This is a genomic window from Streptomyces sp. NPDC058701 (assembly GCF_042715295.1).
GTDB lineage: Bacteria > Actinomycetota > Actinomycetes > Streptomycetales > Streptomycetaceae > Streptomyces.
This window is the reverse complement of the sequence record NZ_JBHXSY010000023.1, coordinates 45,838-62,057: the sequence shown is the minus strand read 5'-3', so window position 1 is coordinate 62,057 and position 16,220 is coordinate 45,838. Positions and strand designations below refer to the sequence as shown.

Below are 16,220 nucleotides of genomic sequence, written 5' to 3'. Positions count from 1 at the left end.
CCGCGCCGGTTACAGCGGGTCCGGGCGGTCCTGGGGGCCGCGGCCGGACAGGACCTCCCCGTACGCCTGCATCAGGTCCGGCAGCCGCAGCGTCGACAGGTCGTCCCGCGAAGGGTCGCCGGCGAAGCCCGCCAGCCGCAGGTCCCGGTAGGCGCAGCTCTTCTCGTACAGGGTGCGCAGGAAGCGGCCGTTGCCGAGCTCGTCGATCCACCCCTGCTCGACCACGTGCCCGCTGATGCTGCGCAGCTCCTCCAGCGCCTCGTCGTCCCAGCGGTCTCCGTTGGCGTCCGCCAGCACCCCGCCGATCGCGGTCAGTTCCGGCGGCCGGTAGCTCGGGAAGTCGACCCGGGTGGTGAACCGCGAGGACAGCCCCGGGTTGGCCGACAGCAGCCGGTCCATTCCGGCCGGATAGCCCGCGAGGATCACCACCAGGTGGTCGCGGTTGTCCTCGGCCCGCTTCAACAGCACCTGGAGGGCCTCGTCCCCGTACGCGTCGCCCTTGCTGTAGCCCGAGTTGGAGAGGCTGTACGCCTCGTCGACGAACAGCACCCCGCCGATCGCGGAATCGATCAGCTCGTTCGCCTTCACCGCGGTCTGCCCCAGGAACTCGCCCACCAGATCGGCCCGCTGGGCCTCCACCAGGTGGTCCCCGCCGAGCAGCCCGAGCGCGTAGAAGACCCGGCCCAGGATCCGCGCCACCGTCGTCTTGCCCGTACCGGACGGGCCCGAGAAGACGAAGTGCCGCTTGGGCGGCTGCACCGGCAGCCCTTGTCCGGCCCGCAGACGCGCCATGTGCAGCTGCGCGGAGAGCGCCTTCACCTGCCGCTTCACGGGCTCCAGGCCCACCATCCGCTCCAGCTCCGCCAGCGCCTCGGCCAGCGCCGCCGGGTCGGAAGGCCCCGTCGGCAGCCCCTCGGGCACGCCCTGCACCGGCACCGGCACCTTGCGCCGCGCGCCCTCGGCCCGGCCCGGAGGCGGCCCGGGCGGCGCCGGCGGTCCGGGCTCCGCCTGGTCGCCCGGGGCGATGTCCTGGACGGGACCGCCGCCGCCGCCGAGCGCCACCGCCGCGTAGTCCCCGCCGACCGGGGAAGGGCCGTGCCCCGCGTAGCCCCCGTAGCCGGAGTGGCCCGCGAGCCCCGCCAGGCCGGCCATGCCGTCCGAGTCGTCGCCGTCCTCGATCGCCGTCAGCCGGGCCGCCGTGTCCATGAACGAGGGGTCGACCCGGTGCACCGCCCGGTACAGCGGCAGCGCCGCCGCGCTGCGCCCGGTGCCCTCGTGCGCCCGCGCCAGCCAGTACCTCAGCTCCTTGCGCTGCGGCTGCTCGCTGCGGCACCGCATCAGCGCCGCCGACAACATCGGCTCGGCCTGCCCGTACATCTCCAGGCGGACCCGGGCCATCCCGCCGAACAGGCCCGCCTCGATGCCCAGCAGCGGATCGTCCACCAGCGGTTCCGTGTGCCGCACCAGCTGGTCCCAGTCCTTGACCAGGTAGGCCCGGCAGGCGTGCAGGAAGCGCACCTGCGCGTCGGTGTCCACCGGCGGTAAGGCGGCGAGCGCCTGGTCCAGCTCGGGTACGTGGCGGCCGTCCAGCCAGTGCGAGGCGTGGGCCAGCAGCAGGTCCCGGCCGCTCTCCAGTACGGGCTGTACCCACCAGCCCAGCCAGTACCAGGAGTTCAGCGTCCGGCGGTGCCGGGCGCGCTGCTCCCCGAAACGGTCCCGGTGCGCGTACATGCGCAATAACGCGTTGGTGGTGTCCACCCGCAGCGCGTGCAGGCCCAGCCACGCGTCGGCCATCGCGGGATCGAGGCGTACGGCCGCCCGGAACTCCTCCTCGGCCTGCGGGTACGCGCCCATGGTGCAGGCGTCGACCCCGCGCAGCCAGGCGAGTTCGGCCGGGGCGTGCGTGCCCGGCGTGCCGAAATCCATCAGGTCCCCCACAAGCCTGCCCCCGTGGTGCGCGGCAACCCTCGCGTGTCGCACGTGAGTTGCCTGTTGCGCCGATGAAATCAGGGCTGCATCGTACCTGCGCTCGCGCACCATACGTAGGGTGCGGCGAACCCGGTTCGGGCTGCGCCCCGGGCGGGCGTGGTGACTCAGGGTGAGGGACTGCGGGCCGGTCGCCCTCGGCGGCCCCCGCGCCGGGCTCGGACGCGGACGCGGCGAAGCCCCCGATCACGGGGGAACAATCGGGGGCTCCGCGTCCGCGGAGGCCCGCGAGGGCACCGCACGGAGAACGTAAGGCCGGTGCGGTACCCGGGTCAAGACGGTCCGTGACCGGCGCCGCGGGGCGGATCTCCCGAGCGGCTCAGGCCTGGGGGAGCTCGTCACCCTCGGTAGGGGAAGTGGCCGTTCGTGCGATCGCAGGGGCCCCGGAAGACCACTCGTATCCCGTACCGCACTGGCGTACCAGGGTGCCGGCGAAGGGGCGCGAAGGGTCGTCCGAGAAGTGCGCGAGTTCCGCGCGCTCCCATCCGTCCCAGAAGTCGGAGAGTTCACCACCGTCCCGGTTCCGCCCGCGCCCCCAGGACTGCGCACGGGGCGTCTCCATCCACAGCAGTCGCGCCAGACACGGGCGCAGCGCCCGCCGTCCGGCCCCGACCCCCTCGACGATCAGCACCGGCGCGGGCTCCAGCACCCGGAGCGGACCGAAGGCCCGCGCCGACCAGTCGTACGGGGCCCAGTGCGCGGGCCGTCCGGCGGCGAGCGGTTCCAGCACCTGCGCGCGCAGCCGCTCCTCCCAGCCGAACAGCTCCTCGTGGGTGGCGACATCGTCCAGGTGCAGCACGGGCGCACCGCCCAGCGCGCCGGCCAGCAGCCCGGCGAAGGTGCTCTTCCCGGAGCCGGCGTGCCCGTCGATCCCGACGAGCCGCACCGGGCCGAGGGACGGCGGCAGCGCGGCGAGCTCCCGCGCGAGCGGCTCGATCGACGGACACGACGGGTACGGATCCACGGGGTCCAGCCTACGGCCGGACCGGTCGTCCCTCCCGACACGGGGACGCGGCTTCGGCGCGCGGCCACCGGGAACTGGAAGGGTGGAGCCACCGAAGCCCGACCACCCCTGGGGGAACCCGCGATGACCGCACCCACACCGCGCAGGGCCGTACTCGTCGCCGCACTCGCGGTCGCCACCGCGGCCACCGCCGCCACCGTCTCCGGCGGCAGCGCCTCGGCGGCCGCCCCGCCGGCCCCCCGCGGACCGGGCCGCACGGTCGACAACCGGTTCTGGCACTCGTACGAGCACTGGCGGGCCGGCATCCACCAGGGGACCACCGCCGTCGGAGGCGCCCGCCCGGGCCTGGAGATCAAGACGCCGGCCGGCCGCACCGAGTACGCCGACCCGCACACCGGGAGGAAGAGCACCTGGGAGTACGCGACCTGGACCTCCCCGGTGCACCGCTCGACGGTCCCGGCCACCGAGGCCATCGCCTCCTGGAACGCCCGCACCCCCGCCGGCAGCTGGATCCGGATCGAGCTGCGCGGCACCTACGCCGACGGCACCGCCACCCCCTGGTACGTCATGGGCCGCTGGGCCTCCGGCGAGCGCGACATCCGCCGCACCTCGGTCGACGGCCAGACCGACGGCAGGTCCACCGTCTGGACCGACACCCTCGCCGTCGACGCCCCCGCGAGCGGGCTGCGCCTCACCGACTGGCGACTGCGCCTGACCCTGTACCGCACGCCCGGCGCCGACCGGGGGCCCACGGTCTGGCTGGCCGGCGCCATGGTCTCCGACGTCCCGGACCGCTTCACCGTTCCGGCGGCCGCCCCCTCCGGCCGGGCCCACGAGCTGAAGGTGCCGCGCTACTCGCAGGAGATCCACACCGGCCGGTACCCGCAGTACGACAACGGCGGCGAAGCCTGGTGCAGTCCCACCTCCTCGCAGATGGTCATCGAGTACTGGGGCGGCCGGGCCAGTGCCTCGGCGCTGAACTGGGTCAGCCCGGAGTACTCCGATCCGCAGGTCTGCCACGCCGCCCGCTCCACGTACGACGCCGCCTACAAGGGCTGCGGCAACTGGCCCTTCAACGCCGCGTACGCCGCCACCTACCGGGGTCTCGCGGGCGTCGTCACCCGGCTCGGCTCGCTCGCCGAGCTGGAGACCCTGGTCCGGGCCGGCATCCCGGTCATCACCTCGCAGTCGTTCCTGCCCGGCGAACTCACCGGCGCGGGCTACGGCACGGCCGGCCACCTCATGACGGTCGTCGGATTCACCGCCGCGGGCGACGTGGTCGCCAACGACCCGAACTCGCCCGACAACCCCTCCGTCCGGCGGGTCTACAGGCGCCGGGAGTGGGAGAACGTCTGGCTCCGCACCAAGCGGCACAACGCCGCCGGCAAGGTCGTCTCGGGCACCGGAGGCGTCTGCTACCTGTACGCCCCGGCCGCGCCGAGCGCGGCGCAGGTCGCGGCGCTGCGGGCCGTCGGGGTCCTCGAAAGCTCCCGTTGACCTGAGGGCCGAAAGGGCGGAACGCCATGGGGTAAAGCCCAGATAAAGGCCACGAACTTCCCGTGGGAGGCGGCCCGCCCTCATACGAGCTCCGCTGGTGGAGGTGGCGTCCTGTGCTGGGGGAGCGCCCGCAGCACAGGACCTCCAGACAGCCGTCAGATCTTGTTGTACGTACCAGAGGCCCAGAGGGCGCCGCCCTTGCCGGGGCCGCCGTCCGCCTTGTAGACGACGAAGTTGCCGTCGTCCTGCAGCAGCGCGTAGGCGCCGGGGTTGTTGCCGGTGCCCGCGCTCCAGGCCACCGTGTAGGGCGAGAACCAGTCGCGCAGGGTCAGGTTGCCGTCGGCGGCGATGCTCAGTTCCGTCGTGTGGTAACCCGTGTTGTACGTCCCGCTGTACCAGATCGCCTTGCCATCGCTCTTGCGGTGGATGACCAGGTTGCCGTCGTCCTGGAGGAGCATCCAGACGGTGGCGCTCTGGGCCCAGTCGCCGTCGAACCGATAGCGGTACTGCGACACCGCGTCGTTCGCGCAGACCTTCGTGGTCCTCTCGCGCCTCAGGGTCGACCAGTGCAGCCCGAGGAACTCTGGCTCCTTCCGGCCGATGACCCTGAAGTTGCCGTTCCACATCAGCATCGCCCTGGGCTTCGTGTCGGTGTGGTTGCCGTACGTGTCGGTGTGCCAGAGGCCACCACCCGTCTGGGGGCTGCCGTCCTGCTTGTAGACGACGAAGTTGCCGTCCTCCTGCATGAGGGCGTACGCGGCCCAGTTGCCGTAGGTGCCGCTGTTCCACAGCGGGAGCTTCGGCCCACCCGGGTTGCCCAGGGCGTACAGCACGAGGTTGCCGTCCCACTGCATGACCAGCTCGGTCGACTTGGTCGGGCTGGTCAGCTTCTCGCCCGGAGCGAGCCGCTGGCCGATCTGCAGGACCGTCGAGAGCTGCTCGTAGGGCTCGTCGCACTCGGCCATCCCGTCCCGGGTGGCGGGCGCGGCGTGCGCCGCGGCCGGAACCACGCCGGTCAGGGCCGAGGCGGCGAGCAGGGATATGAACGCATTGCGGAGCAAACGGTTGTACATGGATGGTTCCCCCGTGGTTGGTCGGTCGGTCAGATCTTGTTGTACGTACCAGAGGCCCAGAGGGCGCCGCCCTTGCCGGGGCCGCCGTCCTTCTTGTAGACGACGAAGTTGCCGTCGTCCTGGAGAAGGGCGTAGGCGTCATCGCTGCCGGCCGTGCCGCTGTGCCAGCGGATGGTGAAGTTCGGACCGAACTCGCGCACGTTCAGATCGCCCGTCCGCTCCATCTGCAGGTAGACGGAGCCGTTGTGGGCGCCCGAGGGGCCATAGGTGCCGCTGTTCCAAATGGCCTGGCCGTCCCGCTTGCGGTACATGACGAGGTTGTTGTCCTGCTGGAGCACGAGCCACACGGAAGCGGACTCGGCCCAACTGCCTCGGTCCCAAGTCGGGACGATACGGTCCGGTGCGCCCGAGCAGATCTTGGCGTTCCGGTTGATCGTCGCGGTGCGCCAGGACGGATTGGCTTCGGTGCGGCCGGTCACCTGGAGCTCGCCCCAGTCGATGAACGAGGCTTGGGGGGTCCTGTCGGTCCGGGTGCCGTAGGTGCCGCTGGCCCAGAGGGCGCCGCCCTTGCCGGGGCCGCCGTCCTTCTTGTAGACGACGAAGTTGCCGTCCTCCTGCATGAGGGCGTACGCGCCCCAGTTGCCGTACGTGCCGCTGTGCCACAGGGGCAGGTCAGGCCTGCCGATGGTGCCGACCGCGTAGATGACTAGGTTGCCGTCGACCTGCATGACGAGCTCGGGCTTTCCCGGCGTGGGGACGAAGCGCGTGCCCGAGTCGAGGCGCTCGCCGACGGCCAGGTGCTTGGAGTTGCTGGTCGTGTAACGGACGCATTCGGTGGGGTCGGCGGCCGACGCCGTGGCCGCCGGGACCAGGGCGGTCAGGACGGAGGCGGCGAGCAGGGGCGTGAGCGCTCTACCGAGCGCGCGGGTGCGCATGATGTGATTCCCCCCAGGGATCGCGATTTCCGACCCAGGACGTAGCCGGATCGGTGCATGACCCCCTTTTTACCTTGTCGCCCTCGGGTTGGATCAACTGACTATCCGACAGCGTGTACACCCCGACTCGCGATGAGCCGGCCCGGATCTCGGCGCTACCCCCCCGTACCACCGCAACTCCCCGGGCCCGTAGGCCCCGTACGCACCCATTCCCTCCCCGCCCCGACAGGCCGACCCGCGATCGCGCGGCCGGCGCTTCGGCATGCCCCGGGCTCGGAGCCCCGTTTGACGGCCGGAGATCAAGTCTGCACTATTCCACTAACCAGTTAGTGGAATGAGGTGGAGGGCATGGAGTTCCGCGTCGACCGGCGCAGCGGCGTCGCCACCTATCTGCAGCTCGTTCACCAGGTCGAACAGGCGCTGCGGCTCGGCGTCCTGGAACCCGGCGACCAGCTGCCCACGGCCCGGGAAGTCGTCGCGGCCACCGCGATCAACCCGAACACCGTGCTGAAGGCCTACCGGGAGCTGGAGCGCGAAGGGCTCGTCGAACCGCGTCCCGGCGCGGGCACCTTCGTACGCCGCTCACTGTCCCGGCCCGAGGCCGCGGCCGACTCGCCCCTGGGCCTCGACCTGGCGGCCTGGGTGGCCCGGGCCCGCGCGGCGGGACTGGAGCGCGAGGACGTCACCGCGCTCATCGCCGCCGTCGTGGACGCCGGCTTCACCGGACCCGGAGCCGCATCCGGGCCCCCAGCAGAGAGGAACCCGCGTGAGTGACCCGACCGTCGCCCCGGCGCTCCAGGCAACGCGACTCGGAAGGGAGTTCCGGGGGCGCTGGGCCCTGCGCGACTGCGAGATCGACCTCCCCGCCGGCCGCGTCACCGCGCTCGTCGGCCCCAACGGCGCCGGCAAGAGCACCCTGCTCCAGCTGGCCGCCGGACTGCTGCGCCCCACCGCCGGACGGATACGCGTCCACGGCCGCACCCCCGGCACTCCCGAGGCCCGCCACACCACCGCCTTCCTCGCCCAGGAGAAGCCGCTGCACCCCCGGTTCACCGTCGCCGACACCCTGCGCCTGGGCCGCAAGCTCAACCGCCGCTGGGACCAGGACCTGGCCGAGGACCTCGTCAGGGCGGGCGGCATCCCGCTCACCGCACGCGTCGGCAGCCTCTCGGGAGGCAACCGCACCCGCGTCGCCCTCGCCGTCGCCCTCGGCAAGCGCGCCGAACTCCTCCTGCTGGACGAGCCGCTGGCCGACCTCGACCCGGTCGCCCGCCACGAGATCACCGGCCTCCTCATGTACCAGGCCGCCGAACACGGCGTCGGCATCGTGATGTCGTCCCACGTCCTGGCCGAACTGGAGGACGTCTGCGACCACGTCCTGCTCCTCAAGGACGGGGCCGTCCGGCTCGCCGGCGACACCGACGGGATCCGCGAGGCGCACACCCTGCTCACCGGCCGGGCCGACCCGATCGAGACCGACGGCCTGCCCCGCGCCTTCGACCGCTCGACCGTCGTCCACACCGTCACCACCGGACGCCAGGTCACCGCTCTCGTCCGCACCCCGCCCGGCTCCGGAACCCCGGCCGGCGACCCCCGCTGGATCGGCGAAACGCCCTCCCTGGAAGCCGTACTCCTCGCCCACCTGCGCGCCCCGCGCCCCGACCGTACGGAGGCAGCCGCATGACCGGCGCCCTCTGGCTGGCCTGGCGCCAGCAGCGACTCCAGATCGCCATCGGCGCGGTGCTGCTCCTGGCCGTCACCGCCTGGGTCGTGCACATGCGCTCCGAGATGATGACGCTGATCGACGCCTACGGCTTCGTCCCCTGCAAGGGCTGGAACGGCGACTGCGGAAACCTCGGCACCTACCTCATCCTCGACGGCAGCACCGGGTCCATCAGGACCCTGGGCCTCCTCGGCTTCGCGCTCCCCGCCCTCATCGGCGTGTTCTGGGGCGCGCCGCTCCTCGGCCGCGAGATCGAGAGCGGCACCGACAAGCTCGTCCTCACCCAGGGCATCGGCGCCCGCAGCTGGTTCGCCGCCCGCTTCGGCCTCGCCGCCCTGTGCACCGTGACCGCCGCCGGCGCCGTCGCGGTCCTCGTCGCCTGGTGGTGGGCGCCCATCTCCAACACCCTCTACGGCCTCTACTGGCACGACGTCGCCATCTACAACGCGACCGGCCCCGCCTCTGTGGCCTGCGCCCTGCTCGGCCTGACCACCGGCACCGCGGCGGGGCTGCTCGTGCGCCGGGTCCTGCCCGCCATGGCGGTGACGGCCGTCGCGCTCGGCACGGTATTCGTCTTCACCACGTACTTCCGGCGCAGCTGGGTCGAGCCCGAGACGCGGGTCACCCCCGGCACGACCCCCAGGGAACTGATCGGCAGCGCCTGGTCCAGGGGGTACGGGTACCTCACCCCCGACGGCCGCGAGCACTCCATCGACGACTACTGCCAGACCTCCGGCGAACCGCTCAAGCGGTGCATGGCCGAACACGGCTTCGTCGCCCGCTACCACAAGGTCCATCCCAGCAGCGACTTCTGGGTGTTCCAGTGGATCGAGACCGTCCTCTACCTCGGCGCGGCGGCGGCCCTGATCGCGCTGATCCTGTTCGTCCTGCGCCGTCCCGCGGGAGCCGCCGCCCGCTCCACCGACCGCACCACCCCTGCCGCCGCCACCACGACCGCAGGCGTCTGACCGACCACCGCACACCACCCACCGGGGGGATCCCTCATGGCAACCAAGAAGAACCTCCAGGCCGACCGGGCCAGCGTCGCCCACAAGGTCCGCTACGCGCTGAGCAACCCGACCCGCATCGCCCCGTACGTCAAGCGCGCCGCGCGCGACACCTGGCTGCGCCACAAGCACCCCGACCACGTCGGCTACTACCGCGCGGTGATGGCCTCCGACACCGGCCGCAACCCGGAGGCGGCCGTCGGCAGCCAGACCCACGAACGCTGGCTGGCACTGGGCAAGATGCAGTTCGACTACCTGAGGGAGCACGGCCTCACGCCCGGCCACCGCATGCTCGACATAGGGTGCGGCAACCTGCGCGCCGGCTGGCGCTTCATCGAACACCTCGACGCCGGCCACTACTACGGCATCGACATCTCGCCCGACATCCTCATCGCGGCGAAGCAGACCCTCACGACGCGCGGTCTCCAGGACAAGCTGCCGCACCTGACCATCACCCAGGACCTCACCCTGGACTTCCTCCCCGACCGCCACTTCGACGTGGTCCACGCGCACAGCGTCTTCTCCCACTCGCCGATCGAGATCATCGACGAGTGCCTGGCGCACGTGGAGCGCGTCCTGGCACCGGGCGGGTGGTTCGACTTCACGTTCGACCGCACCGAGGGCGCCGAACACCAGGTGCTGCGCGAGGACTTCTACTACCGCACCCGGACCCTGGTGGACCTCGCGGCCCGGCACGGGCTCACCGCCCGCTTCATGGACGACTGGGAGCAGCTCGGCCACGGCCAGTCGAAGATCCGGGTCACCGCCCGCTGACCGGCCCCCGGGGATCCCGTCTGCCGCCCGGCCGCCCGGCCCGCCACCGGGATCACGAGGCCTCCAGCCGCAGGCCGTCCGTGACGATCACGTCGGAGGTGACCAGGGCCTGCTCGGCGCTGACGCGGGTCATGAAGACGAACGGGGGGATGACCGGGGGCGCGGGCAGCCCTTCGGGGCTGAAGGTCACGCACAGCAGGCCCTCGATGCAGCCGCTGAACCTGGTGAGGTAGAGGGTGACGTCGCCCCGCAGTTCGAGGGAGGCGGCCGAGAGGCCGTATTCCCGGCTCCCGTCCCGCGTGCGCAGCCGGTAGTCGCGCAACGAGGCCGCCCGCATCTTCAGCACCAGCACCCTCAGTGGTCCGTCCACCGTGGGCACCCGGGTGACGCCCGCCAGCGCGAAGCCCTCGGGGGCGAAGAGCGAGGTGGTGACCGTCGGCGGGGTCCGTGCGGCCGTCGGCGGTCCGGCGGCCGGCGCGGCCCTCGCCGGCGGGGCGCCCGCCACCAGGGCGGCGAGCAGCACCACGGGCAGCGCGGCGGCCGGCGTCCGCGGACCACTGCGGTCCGGACGCGGTACGTACGGCCGACCGCCGCCCGGATCCCCCTCCCCGTCCCCGTCCCCCTCTCCGGCGCCCTCCGGGGCGGGCCGCGGGGTCCAGCCGAAGGCCAGCGCGCTCCCCGCGATCCCGAGCAGCATGCCGACCAGGAAGCCGCCCAGGTTGGTGGCGACGAACGACAGCACCGACAGCAGCAGGGCGTGCAGGGAGACGTACGCCCGGGCCTGCGGGAGGAACCACAGGAACAGCCCGGCCAGGACCAGTGCGGCGCCGATCCCGATGGCCGCGATCCCGCCCGGACCGAGACTGACCAGCACCGTCAGCGGGGAGAGCGGGACCAGCAGCAGCTCGATCCCGCCCAGCAGCACCAGCAGGCCGCCCCAGAACGGCCGGGTCCGCCGCCAGACGCGCAGCCGCCGCCGCTGTTCGGGGTGCGGCAGCCGGCACGCCGGCCGCCTGCCGCGGAGGGTGCGCGGGCCGTCCGGGGCACTCCGGACGCGGGCGCTCCGGGTGCGTGCGCCGCGTACGCCTAGAAGCACTTCGTACCGTCCAGGCTGACGCTCAGCTTCATGCCCTTGAGCCTGAAGTTGCCGCCGGTCGCGGACCAGGCGTGCGACCTCACGCCCAGCACCTCGATGTTCCCGGCCTGGAGGCCGAACGTGCCCGGTTCGCCCCGGACCCCGTCGACCCGGTCGAGGGTCGAGGCGTCCCGGCCGATCTCGGCCGTACCGAAGACGGCGTCGCCGACGAGGTCCTCACCGTCGATCACCAGGTTCCCGGCCGTGACCTCCCCGGCGGGGCCGCCGGCCGTCAGCTTGAAGACCACCGTCCCCAGCGGAGTGCGCGCTTCGGCGGACTGGCAGATGTCGCTGAGGGTGGCCTCGCCGAGGCCCAGCAGGGCCACCGGATGTCCCTTGCCGTCGACGGAGCGGTCCGTCTGCACGTAGGAGGCCAGGCCCTTGCTGCTCAGTTTCGAGGAGGAGACCTGGAAATTGGTCCCCGACACGGCGAAGGACGCGGCGAGCGCGCCCTGTGCCATGACCATGGCCAGCGCCCCCACCGCGAAGACCGCGGGCAGCGCGACGGCGGCCGTCCTCTTCCAGTCGACCCGGCCCTCGGGGGGCCGCTGCGTGCTCTTGCCGGTACTCATGATGTTCCTCCCGTACGTCGTCAGGTGCGCAGGGAAGTGCGGAGCTGGCTCGGCACACAGGTCTGCCATACTGCGGGCATCCTGTGGCAGTTCGAGGCTAGGGCTGAATTTGAATAATAGTCAACAGCGCGGAACGACCGGACGTTCGCAGGTCCGCAGGGCCGAACTCATAGCAACCGGCCGCAAGTTGTTCGCGGACACCTCGTACGACGCGCTCTCCATGGACGACATCGCCAAACATGCGGGCGTCGCCAAGGGGTTGATCTACTACTACTTCAAGAGCAAGCGCGGTTACTACCTCGCCATCGTCGAGGACTCGGTCGCCGAGCTCGTGGCCCGCGCCGGCGGCGAGACCGACCTCCCCAATGCGGAGCGGGTCCGCCGGACCATCGACGGCTACCTGCACTACGCCGAGCACCACCACGCCGCCTACCGCACCATCGTCACCGGCGGCGTCGGCTCCGACGCCGAGGTCCTGGCGATCCGCGACGCGGTCCGCGAGGAGCTGGTCGCGACCATTGCCGAGGGCGCCTACGGACACCGCGCGCTCCCGCCGATCGCCCGGCTCGCCCTCGTGGGCTGGCTCTCGGGGGTCGAGGGGATCACCTTGGAGTGGATCGGCGGCCCCGGCGGGCCGAGCGGCGCCGGCACCCCGGGCGGCGGGTCCGGCGCCGCACCGGTCGCGGGACAGCCCGGCCGCGCGGAACTGGGCGCCCTCCTCGTCCGTCAGCTGCGGGCCACGCTCACGGTGATCGAGGAATTCGTCCCGGAGTGCCCCGCTCCGCCCGTTCCCGAGGGCTCGGCCGCCCACCGAGTCGATCTTGCACCGGTGACGGGAAGCCACTGATCGGGCATACTCAACCCGCCGCAGCCTCTGAACAGCCCCTTCCGCGATCCGGGAGGGGCAGCATCGGCTGTAGCGAACCGAGACCCGGCGCCGCGTCACACACCTCACGCGTCGCCGCCGTGCCCGACGAGGGAGGAGAGCGCCGCCATGACCGACCGCGCCCCGCAGCCGGTGGACCGTCAGCTGCCCACCGAGGAGTCCCGGGACCTCCTCGCGCTCGTACGCGAGATCGCCCAGCGTGAGATCCGCCCCCGGGCCGCCGAGGAGGAGGACTCCGGGCGGTTCCCGCGCGAGGTCTTCACGCTGCTCTCCGAGGCGGGCCTGCTCGGCCTCCCGTACGCCGGGGAATTCGGCGGCGGCGAGCAGCCGTACGAGGTCTACCTCCAGGTCCTGGAGGAGCTGGCCGCGGCCCGCCTGACCGTCGGCCTCGGCGTCAGCGTGCACTCCCTGGCCTGCCACGGCCTCGCCGGATACGGCAGCAAGGAACAGCAGGCCGCCCACCTGCCCCCGATGCTCGGCGGCGGGCTGCTCGGCGCCTACTGCCTCTCCGAGCCGGCCGCCGGCTCGGACGCCGCCTCCCTGTCCACCAAGGCCGTACGCGACGGTGACGACTGGATCATCACCGGCACCAAGGCCTGGATCACCCACGGCGGAGTGGCCGACTTCTACACCGTCCTCGCCCGCACCGGCGCCCCGGGCCCCAAGGGCATCACGGCCTTCCTGGTCCCCGGGGACGCGGAGGGCCTCGGCGCGGCCGTGCCCGAGAAGAAGATGGGCATGAAGGGTTCGCCCACCGCCCAGCTGCACTTCGACGGCGTACGGGTGCCGGACGCGCGCCGCATCGGCGAAGAGGGCCAGGGGTTCACCATCGCCCTGGCCGCGCTGGACGCGGGTCGCCTGGGCATCGCGGCCTGCGCCATCGGCGTCGCCCAGGCGGCGCTGGACGAGGCCCTGGCCTACGCGCTGGACCGCAAGCAGTTCGGGCACCCCATCGCGGACTTCCAGGGGCTGCGCTTCATGCTGGCCGACATGGCCACCAAGATCGAGGCGGGCCGTGCGCTGTACCTCGCGGCGGCGCGGCTGCGCGACGCGGGCAAGCCGTTCTCCCGTCAGGCGGCGATGGCCAAGCTGTTCTGCACCGACTCGGCCATGTCCGTCACCACGGACGCCGTGCAGGTCCTCGGCGGCTACGGCTACACCGCGGACTTCCCGGTGGAGCGGCTGATGCGGGAGGCGAAGGTGCTCCAGATCGTCGAGGGCACCAACCAGATCCAGCGCATGGTCATCGCCCGCCACCTGGCGGGCCCGGAAACCCGCTAGGGCGGGGGAGCGGGGCGGGGCCGTGCTGGGCGGGGCCGCTCCGCGCTGCTCCGGGCGGGTCCGTTGCGCGCGGGTCAGCCCCCGAAGAGGGGTCCGCTCGGCCAGATCGGCGCGGACATGACCCGTGCCCACTCGGCGTCCCGCCGACCGGGCACGGTCCGGCCGTCGGCGGCCCAGCGGGCGATCATGGCGCTGTAGATGGGCGGATCGGGAGGCCGGGGCCGGAACCCCTGCCCCTGCCCCTGCCCCTGCCCCTGCCCCTGCCCCTGCCCCTGCCCCTGCTGAACCGATTCTTCGTAGCCGGGCGGTGTCGCTCGCCGACGCCGTCCCGTCCGTGGCGCGGGTGTCTCAACCATGGTCATGCCCGGGCAACGCGGCACGCGAGCCCCGGGTCACCGCCCCCACACCCCGAGGATCCGTTCGAGGCGTAGCCGGGGGAGGGGCCGGTGCCGGGGGTCTGTCGGGTGGGGCGGGGTGCGGGAGGCGGTACCCGTGCCGGGCCGATTCCGAGGAGTGTCGTAGGGTGGCCGGGTTCCTGTGCCGAGTGTCGGTGGCAGTGACCGGACTCCCGTTCCTTCTGTGTCGATCTTGAGGTGACGTCCTATCAACCAGGCCATGTAGTCGTCCGCGTTCCCCACGTGCTGAGTTGTCGCACGTGTCCGGGGGCGGACGTCGCGCTGGCCTGAGTTGCGTCACCCTCCCGCGTTTTCCGTCCTTCCCGGGTGCAGCTCTGCCGCCTGCCCCGGGTTTCGTGCTTTCCGGCCCCGGTGCGGCTGTCGGCAGGGCTCCCCGATCCCTGGATCAGGAGTTTCCCGTTGTGTCTTCCTCCGCACTCGACAACGAGCCGCAGCACACCGCCCAGCCCCCACACCGGCCCGCACCTCACCAGCCGAAAATGGCCTGGGCGGCCCGGATCGCCCTCCTGGTGCTGCTGACCGCCGAGCTCATGGACATCCTCGACCAGTCGGTCGTCCTGACCGCCCTGCCCGCGATCCAGGAATCGACCGGCGCCGGACCGGCCGCATCGCAGTGGCTGACCACCGGCTATTCGCTGCCCGTCGCCATCGGGCTGATCACCGGCGGGCGCCTCGGCGACCTCTACGGCCGACGCAGGATCCTCCTCATCGGCACCGTCGTGTTCACCGCGGCCTCGCTGCTGTGCGGCCTTGCCGCCGGGCCGGGCGTGCTGATCGGCGCCCGCGTGCTCCAGGGCGTGGGAGTGGCCCTGATGATCCCGCAAGTCCTCGCCACCCTCCACGTCAGCTTCGAAGGGAAGAACCGCAGCAAGGCGTTCGGCCTGTACGGGGCCGTCCTCTCCCTCGCCAACGTCGTGGGCCCGGTCATGGGCGGCCTGCTCACCGAGGCCGACCTGTACGGGCTGTCCTGGCGGCCGATCTTCCTGATCAACGTGCCCGTCGGCCTCGCCGTGCTCCTCCTGGGGCGTCGGTTCATCCCCGAGTCGACCGTCCAGAAGGCCGACCGGCCCGACCTGACCGGCATGGCGTTGTCCGCCCTGGCCATCGTCCTGATCATCTTCCCGCTCGCCGAAGGACACCTGCACCACTGGCCGCTGTGGTCCTTCGCCCTGCCCGGTGCGGGGATTCTGGTGTCGGGCCTCTTCCTGCGCCATCAGAAGGGCAAGCAGGACGATGCGCCCCTCGTGCCCCTGTCGTTGTTCCGGGGCAGGCAGTTTTCCGGAGGCACGGCCGCGCAGCTGATGCACGGCCTTCTGTGCGGGCTGTTCTTCATGACCTGGACCCTCTACCTCCAGCGCGGACTGGGCATGAGCCCCTTCCACGCGGCCCTGGCCTTCGTGCTGCTCTCCCTGGGAGAGCTGGCCGGTGCGACGATCGCGGCGAAGAGCGGCGGGCGCCTCGCCCGCCGCCTTCCCCAGGCCGGAGCCCTCATCACGATCGCTGCCGTGGCCGCCTACGGACTCCAGGCCGACGCGGGGCAGGCAGACCTGACCCTGCTGGCCATGACCGCTCCGGTGGTACTGATCGGCTTCGGCCTCGGCATGGTCGGCGGCCCGCTCGCCGACCTGTCCCTCGCCGGGGTCCCGCACGAGGACGCCGGGGCCGCCTCGGGCCTGTTCAACACCGCCATGCACCTGGGCATCGGCCTCGGTACCGCGCTGACCGCCCTCGTGTTCTTCGCCACCACCGACGGTTCACCCGACGCCGGACTCAACCGCGACGCGTTCACCACCGTGCTGTGGTGGGTCGGCAGCCTCCTCGCCCTGATGTGGGCCCTGATGTTCTGCCTGCCCGAGCAGACGGACAACCAGGCCGACTGAGCCACCCCCCGGCCGGGGCCGCACCGCGCCCCGGACCGGCACGAGTACCGCCCCGCACCCCCGCCTCACCCGACAGCGCCGCCGAGCGTGT

Annotated in this window: 14 protein-coding genes; 8 read left to right on the top strand and 6 right to left on the bottom strand. The window is 72.4% G+C overall.

Features of this window, described 5'->3' with window-relative positions:
* Nucleotides 1–9: 9 nt before the first annotated feature.
* Both ACFWW8_RS23490 and ACFWW8_RS23485 read right to left on the bottom strand, forming a co-directional pair.
* On the bottom strand, nt 10–1,926 hold the full coding sequence (locus ACFWW8_RS23490) for an AAA family ATPase (RefSeq protein WP_386530937.1): 1,917 nt from the start codon (nt 1,924–1,926) through the stop codon (nt 10–12).
* Between the two features lie 379 nt (nt 1,927–2,305).
* The gene (locus ACFWW8_RS23485; RefSeq protein ID WP_386530935.1) at nt 2,306–2,950 is read right to left on the bottom strand and encodes a uridine kinase; all 645 of its coding nucleotides are present in this window, start codon (nt 2,948–2,950) and stop codon (nt 2,306–2,308) included.
* Nucleotides 2,951–3,073: 123 nt separating this feature from the next.
* Between ACFWW8_RS23485 and ACFWW8_RS23480 the strand changes: the two genes are divergently transcribed.
* On the top strand, nt 3,074–4,447 hold the full coding sequence (locus tag ACFWW8_RS23480; protein ID WP_386530933.1) for a peptidase C39 family protein: 1,374 nt from the start codon (nt 3,074–3,076) through the stop codon (nt 4,445–4,447).
* Nucleotides 4,448–4,602: 155 nt separating this feature from the next.
* Here the strand turns inward: ACFWW8_RS23480 and ACFWW8_RS23475 are convergent, their stop codons facing one another.
* Both ACFWW8_RS23475 and ACFWW8_RS23470 read right to left on the bottom strand, forming a co-directional pair.
* Nucleotides 4,603–5,520 carry a hypothetical protein gene (locus tag ACFWW8_RS23475; RefSeq protein WP_386530931.1) on the bottom strand — a complete coding sequence of 306 codons (918 nt, stop codon included), beginning with the start codon at nt 5,518–5,520 and terminating at the stop codon, nt 4,603–4,605.
* Nucleotides 5,521–5,549: 29 nt separating this feature from the next.
* Nucleotides 5,550–6,455 (bottom strand): hypothetical protein, encoded by a 906-nt coding sequence (locus ACFWW8_RS23470; RefSeq protein ID WP_386530930.1) that lies wholly within the window; start codon nt 6,453–6,455, stop codon nt 5,550–5,552.
* Nucleotides 6,456–6,803: 348 nt separating this feature from the next.
* On the opposite strand from ACFWW8_RS23470, the gene ACFWW8_RS23465 reads away from it, so the two are divergent.
* From ACFWW8_RS23465 to ACFWW8_RS23450, 4 genes are read left to right on the top strand one after another with little or no spacing between them, the layout of a single operon-like run.
* Nucleotides 6,804–7,229: a GntR family transcriptional regulator gene (locus ACFWW8_RS23465; protein ID WP_386530928.1), complete on the top strand. Its 426-nt coding sequence runs from the start codon at nt 6,804–6,806 to the stop codon at nt 7,227–7,229.
* Complete coding sequence (locus tag ACFWW8_RS23460; RefSeq protein ID WP_386530926.1) at nt 7,222–8,139, top strand: ABC transporter ATP-binding protein; 918 nt, start codon at nt 7,222–7,224, stop codon at nt 8,137–8,139. The genes ACFWW8_RS23465 and ACFWW8_RS23460 overlap by 8 nt, the downstream gene beginning before the upstream one ends.
* Entirely contained in the window at nt 8,136–9,146 is a 1,011-nt protein-coding gene (locus tag ACFWW8_RS23455) for a transporter (protein ID WP_386530924.1), read from the top strand. The genes ACFWW8_RS23460 and ACFWW8_RS23455 overlap by 4 nt, the downstream gene beginning before the upstream one ends.
* A gap of 36 nt (nt 9,147–9,182) precedes the next feature.
* Nucleotides 9,183–9,959, top strand: a complete 777-nt coding sequence (locus tag ACFWW8_RS23450) for a class I SAM-dependent DNA methyltransferase (RefSeq protein ID WP_386530922.1) — start codon at nt 9,183–9,185, stop codon at nt 9,957–9,959.
* A 52-nt stretch (nt 9,960–10,011) separates the two neighbouring features.
* Here ACFWW8_RS23450 and ACFWW8_RS23445 read toward each other — a convergent pair whose 3' ends face one another.
* Nucleotides 10,012–11,055, bottom strand: coding sequence for a DUF6114 domain-containing protein (locus ACFWW8_RS23445; RefSeq protein ID WP_386530920.1), 1,044 nt, complete (start codon nt 11,053–11,055; stop codon nt 10,012–10,014).
* Complete coding sequence (locus ACFWW8_RS23440; protein WP_386530919.1) at nt 11,046–11,666, bottom strand: DUF6230 family protein; 621 nt, start codon at nt 11,664–11,666, stop codon at nt 11,046–11,048. Before ACFWW8_RS23440 ends, ACFWW8_RS23445 begins: the two co-directional genes overlap by 10 nt.
* A gap of 109 nt (nt 11,667–11,775) precedes the next feature.
* Between ACFWW8_RS23440 and ACFWW8_RS23435 the strand changes: the two genes are divergently transcribed.
* The 3 genes from ACFWW8_RS23435 (at nt 11,776) to ACFWW8_RS23425 (ending at nt 16,129) form a co-directional block, all read left to right on the top strand.
* Nucleotides 11,776–12,513: a TetR/AcrR family transcriptional regulator gene (locus ACFWW8_RS23435; protein ID WP_386530917.1), complete on the top strand. Its 738-nt coding sequence runs from the start codon at nt 11,776–11,778 to the stop codon at nt 12,511–12,513.
* Nucleotides 12,514–12,660: 147 nt separating this feature from the next.
* Nucleotides 12,661–13,833, top strand: coding sequence for an acyl-CoA dehydrogenase family protein (locus ACFWW8_RS23430; protein ID WP_386530916.1), 1,173 nt, complete (start codon nt 12,661–12,663; stop codon nt 13,831–13,833).
* A gap of 817 nt (nt 13,834–14,650) precedes the next feature.
* Nucleotides 14,651–16,129, top strand: a complete 1,479-nt coding sequence (locus ACFWW8_RS23425) for an MFS transporter (protein WP_386530914.1) — start codon at nt 14,651–14,653, stop codon at nt 16,127–16,129.
* The last annotated feature ends 91 nt before the right edge of the window (nt 16,130–16,220 follow it).

Bases quoted from the DNA above. Each gene is read 5' to 3' on its own strand.
- ACFWW8_RS23475 (WP_386530931.1), bottom strand. From the start codon at position 5,520: ATGTACAACCGTTTGCTCCGCAATGCGTTCATATCCCTGCTCGCCGCC.
- ACFWW8_RS23440 (WP_386530919.1), bottom strand. From the start codon at position 11,666: ATGAGTACCGGCAAGAGCACGCAGCGGCCCCCCGAGGGCCGGGTCGAC.
- ACFWW8_RS23465 (WP_386530928.1), top strand. From the start codon at position 6,804: ATGGAGTTCCGCGTCGACCGGCGCAGCGGCGTCGCCACCTATCTGCAG.
- ACFWW8_RS23470 (WP_386530930.1), bottom strand. From the start codon at position 6,455: ATGCGCACCCGCGCGCTCGGTAGAGCGCTCACGCCCCTGCTCGCCGCC.
- ACFWW8_RS23480 (WP_386530933.1), top strand. From the start codon at position 3,074: ATGACCGCACCCACACCGCGCAGGGCCGTACTCGTCGCCGCACTCGCG.
- ACFWW8_RS23430 (WP_386530916.1), top strand. From the start codon at position 12,661: ATGACCGACCGCGCCCCGCAGCCGGTGGACCGTCAGCTGCCCACCGAG.
- ACFWW8_RS23455 (WP_386530924.1), top strand. From the start codon at position 8,136: ATGACCGGCGCCCTCTGGCTGGCCTGGCGCCAGCAGCGACTCCAGATC.
- ACFWW8_RS23450 (WP_386530922.1), top strand. From the start codon at position 9,183: ATGGCAACCAAGAAGAACCTCCAGGCCGACCGGGCCAGCGTCGCCCAC.
- ACFWW8_RS23490 (WP_386530937.1), bottom strand. From the start codon at position 1,926: ATGGATTTCGGCACGCCGGGCACGCACGCCCCGGCCGAACTCGCCTGG.